The 4,163-nt window shown below is 34.4% G+C and carries 5 protein-coding genes; 1 reads left to right on the plus strand and 4 read right to left on the minus strand.

The window, feature by feature from the left end; all coding sequences use genetic code 11:
• The 4 genes from ACZQCL_RS07035 to ACZQCL_RS07050 form a co-directional block, all read right to left on the minus strand.
• The coding region (locus ACZQCL_RS07035) for a sugar phosphate nucleotidyltransferase (RefSeq protein ID WP_482482443.1) at positions 1-437 on the minus strand (437 nt) is incomplete at its 3' end.
• A 2-nt stretch (positions 438-439) separates the two neighbouring features.
• A complete protein-coding gene (locus tag ACZQCL_RS07040; protein ID WP_337531692.1) occupies positions 440-1,579 on the minus strand; it encodes a glucose-1-phosphate adenylyltransferase in 1,140 nt (379 codons plus the stop codon).
• Positions 1,580-1,694: 115 nt separating this feature from the next.
• Entirely contained in the window at positions 1,695-2,915 is a 1,221-nt protein-coding gene (locus ACZQCL_RS07045) for a chloride channel protein (protein WP_482482445.1), read from the minus strand.
• Positions 2,916-2,977: 62 nt separating this feature from the next.
• On the minus strand, positions 2,978-3,346 hold the full coding sequence (locus ACZQCL_RS07050) for a desulfoferrodoxin family protein (RefSeq protein WP_443668676.1): 369 nt from the start codon (positions 3,344-3,346) through the stop codon (positions 2,978-2,980).
• 61 nt (positions 3,347-3,407) lie between these two features.
• On the opposite strand from ACZQCL_RS07050, the gene ACZQCL_RS07055 reads away from it, so the two are divergent.
• On the plus strand, positions 3,408-4,163 hold a 756-nt coding region (locus tag ACZQCL_RS07055), incomplete at its 3' end, for an RluA family pseudouridine synthase (protein ID WP_482482447.1).

Below are 4,163 nucleotides of genomic sequence, written 5' to 3' on the forward strand. Positions count from 1 at the left end.
ACTTCAGCACCACTTTCGATGTGTTGTTTCAACAATTCTTCATAGTTTCCTTTATAAAGCATATTAACAGGAGCAATCACAACATAATCATTGTGGTTTTCCATAACTGTATGAATGTTTTCTGCATAACATGAAATATCTGTGGTAAAACGTGAAGTTCCACCTTCAGTATATACAGGCACTAACGATAAGTGTCCATGTTTAGAGTTGATATTATAGTGACGACTAGTACCAACGTGATCAATTAAAGAACGAGGATTTCCATTTACATAAATTTGAATATCATCAATTCCTGAATTTGACATATTTGAAATCGCAAAGTCAACTAAACGATAACGTCCTAAAAAACTGAATCCAGCGATTGGACGATATTTTTGCATACCTTCTACATATACAGAAGAATCATTGTAAGTAATTATTCCTAAAGCGTTACACATAATTATTCACCCTTCTTTACTCTCTTAGAAATCAATTCGATTTCATCACTGTCTGGACTACCAACAACAGCACCATCATCAATCTTCACACCATCAGCAACGATAGCACGATAGATTTTTGCACCTTTACCAACTTTGACATTTGGCATTAACACAGCTTGAGATACATATGCATCTTCATCAATTTCAACATTATTGAATAAGACTGAATCTACTGCTTCACCACGAATGATAGCTCCCTGGTTGATGTAGCAATGTTCAACTTTTCCAGTTGGACCTACATAGTGAGGTAAAGTTGGAATATCTTCTGTATAGATTTTCCAGTTTGGATCATCTAAATTCAATTCATTGTTCTTATTTAATAAGTCCATATTTGCTTCCCACAATGAATCGATTGTTCCAACATCTTTCCAATATCCTTCAAACTTATAAGCATACAAACGTTTATTTGCGTTTAAGAAGTTAGGGATAATATCTTTACCAAAGTCATGGTGACTACCTTCTGCAGTCATATCTAAAATCAATTCTTTACGCAATTGTTTCCAGTTAAAGATATAAATACCCATACTAGCTAAATTGCTCTTTGGATGTTCTGGCTTTTCTTCGAATTCAACAATTCTTCCTTCATCATCTGTATTCATAATACCGAAACGGCTAGCTTCCTTCATTGGCACTGGAAGTACCGCAATTGTACAATCGGCATTATTTGCCTTGTGACAAGATAACATATCCGCATAATCCATCTTATAGATGTGGTCACCTGAAAGAATCAAAACGTATTCAGGATCAAACTTATCAATAAAGTCAATGTTTTGTGTGATGGCATCGGCTGTTCCTTGATAAACGTCAAATTTTGTACCATCTTTTTCACGTGGTGGCAAAACATAAACACCACTTCCACGTGCATCAAGTCCCCATCTTTGACCAGCACCAGCGTATGCGTTTAATTCTACAGACTCATACTGTGTTAAAACACCTACAACATTGATATCTGAATTCGCACAGTTACTTAGCGGGAAATCAATAATACGATATTTTCCTCCGAAATAAACAGCCGGTTTCGCATTCTTTTTAGTTAGTTCCAAAAGACGTGTTCCACGGCCCCCCGCTAAAATCATGGCGAGCATATTATTCTGTTTCATAATCATCCTCCTAATAATACTCTTTATATAACTAAAGTATATCACTTTTTCAAATAAAATCTACTTGTTCTCTTAAATTTGTATGCGTTTTCAAAGCGCTACAAAAAAAGACAAATCATTCTCTGACTTGTCTTTGCAAAGCATAAATTGATTCGTTTTGATTTGCGATATAAGATATAGCACATACAATAAAGAAGAACGGAAAATACTGATATCCAAAAACTTCCATGCCTATCGCAATAGGCGCTAAAAATGTATTTGTGGCAGCTCCAAAAACGCTGCAATATCCTAATGCTGCTACAAATAAAGGATTTAAACCAAATACAGGTGCAATTATAACCCCAAGACTCGATCCAATCGCAAATAATGGCGTAACCTCGCCACCTTGGAATCCTGCAGATAAAGTTAAAATCGTTAAGACAAGCTTTAGGATCCAGTCATATCCATAAATCTTTTCCGATGTAAAAGATGCTACAATCAAGTTTTCACCCACACCTGAATAACGACATTGACCAAACATAAACAACAAAAGTGCCACAAGCACACCCATCATAAAAATACGTTTATAGGGATTTGTGATTTTATTTGTGACAAAAGCTTTAGTGTGTTTCAAAAAGAACGCAAATAAGCCGCCTATCATGCCAAATAAAATACCTAACACCAATAATTTTATGGATAATTCCATATTTAGTTCAGCAACATTTCCTATCTTAAAAATACTCTTGTGTAATCCAAACAAGCTAGAAACATAAGCTGCTGTAAAACCAGCCGGAATTGCACAAGACATAGCTCGATATTTCAAAGTTCCAGCCACTAAAACTTCTAAGGCAAAGAAAATAGCCGTAATTGGCGTACCAAATAAACCGGCAAAACCAGCTGCCATACCTGCAACCATAAAGATAACACCACTGTTTTTAAAGCGGAAATACTTACCAAAATAATGCGATACGGTAGCTCCAATCTGCATCGCAACACCTTCTCTACCCGCACTACCACCAAAGAAGTGGGTAATCCATGTCGACACGACCATAAACGGTGCCATACGAAGTGGAATCCAATCACTCTTTCCTTGATCAACCTCAAAAACAAGTCCCATACCTTTTCTAGATATTCTTCCCCAATGATCAAATAAGAACACAATAGCTAATCCTGCAAAAGGAAGTCCAAGCAACATAATACATCCCATGTGCTCTCTCAAATTCAAGATCCATTCTAATCCTTTACCAAAAATGACTTCACATATCGCAACAATAGCACCAATAAAAATACCACAAAAACACTTTAAAACAATTTCATCATAAACTTTAAACGATTCTCTTAACTTTTCTTTATACATATGATTATTATAGAAAAACAGATTGTTGATTTCAACAATCTGTCATTATTTTTACATTTTAATTACAATTCTATTTCATTTTTCCACAAACCATGCAGGTTACAATACTCATACACAGTTACTTTACCTGTTCGTCCTTTCGAATCAAAAACATATTCTGGTTTCATTCCTGGGACTAAACCTGCACGATCCACAGTTCCATCACTGTATTCCACCCAAATATTAGTGATATAGTGTGCCTCTAACATAGGATGTTCAACACTTCCAACTACAACTTTAATTTTATTATCTTCTACACTTATTTGTGGAACATGTTTTTCTTGTGCTGCATCCACTTCACCAGCTTTTAATTCACGATATCCACTAGGAACTACATCCATCAACAATCCTTCAACAACGCTACCAGTTTCTAAATTCTTATAGATTTTCATAAGTATTCCTCCTGTTCTTCTATTGACATTATGACACGCATCATTAAAATAATCTATTGATATGCTCATAAAAAATTTAAACGAAAACTACATGCAATATACAACAACTTCTCAAGAGATTTTTGAGACTTTTTGTATTTCAAAAGCCCATAAAAAACATTTAAAAATAGATGAAAACAATAAAACCATCTACTTTAACTATCCTGAAAAAGAAGTTGAAATCAACTATGAGCCTGTAAATATTTTATATGAAGATGCTTTTTTAATAGCAGCCTTTAAACCTCCATTTTTATTAGTACACGATGATGGAAACAGCCAAGATACTCTACAAGCTCGTATTAACGGGTATCTGCAATTAAATGGAAACAAATATCCGGCTCAAGCCATTCATCGCATTGATTATGAAACGAGTGGTTTAGTCTTATTTTGTAAGCATCCATTCTTCCAGGCATATTGTGACAAAAACATGGAAGAACATCACATTAAAAAAGACTATATTGCCTTAGTTCAAGGTCATACAAATTATAAAAACAAAAAAATTGTTTCAAATATCGCAAGAGATCGTCATAATGCCAAGAAAATGATCATCCATCCAAATGGAAAAGAAAGTATTTCAATATTTAACACACTTAAAAACTATAAAGATTATTCGCTGATTCAAGTAACGATTCTAACAGGAAGAAAACATCAAATCCGTGTTCAATGTGCTTCTTTGAACCATCCCATTTTAAACGATTCCTTATATGGAGGTAAAAGAATTGATAATACGGGACTCTTACTTCAAAGTCATCATATTCAATTTAATGACATTGATATA

It is taken from the genome of Holdemanella sp. (assembly GCF_056804935.1).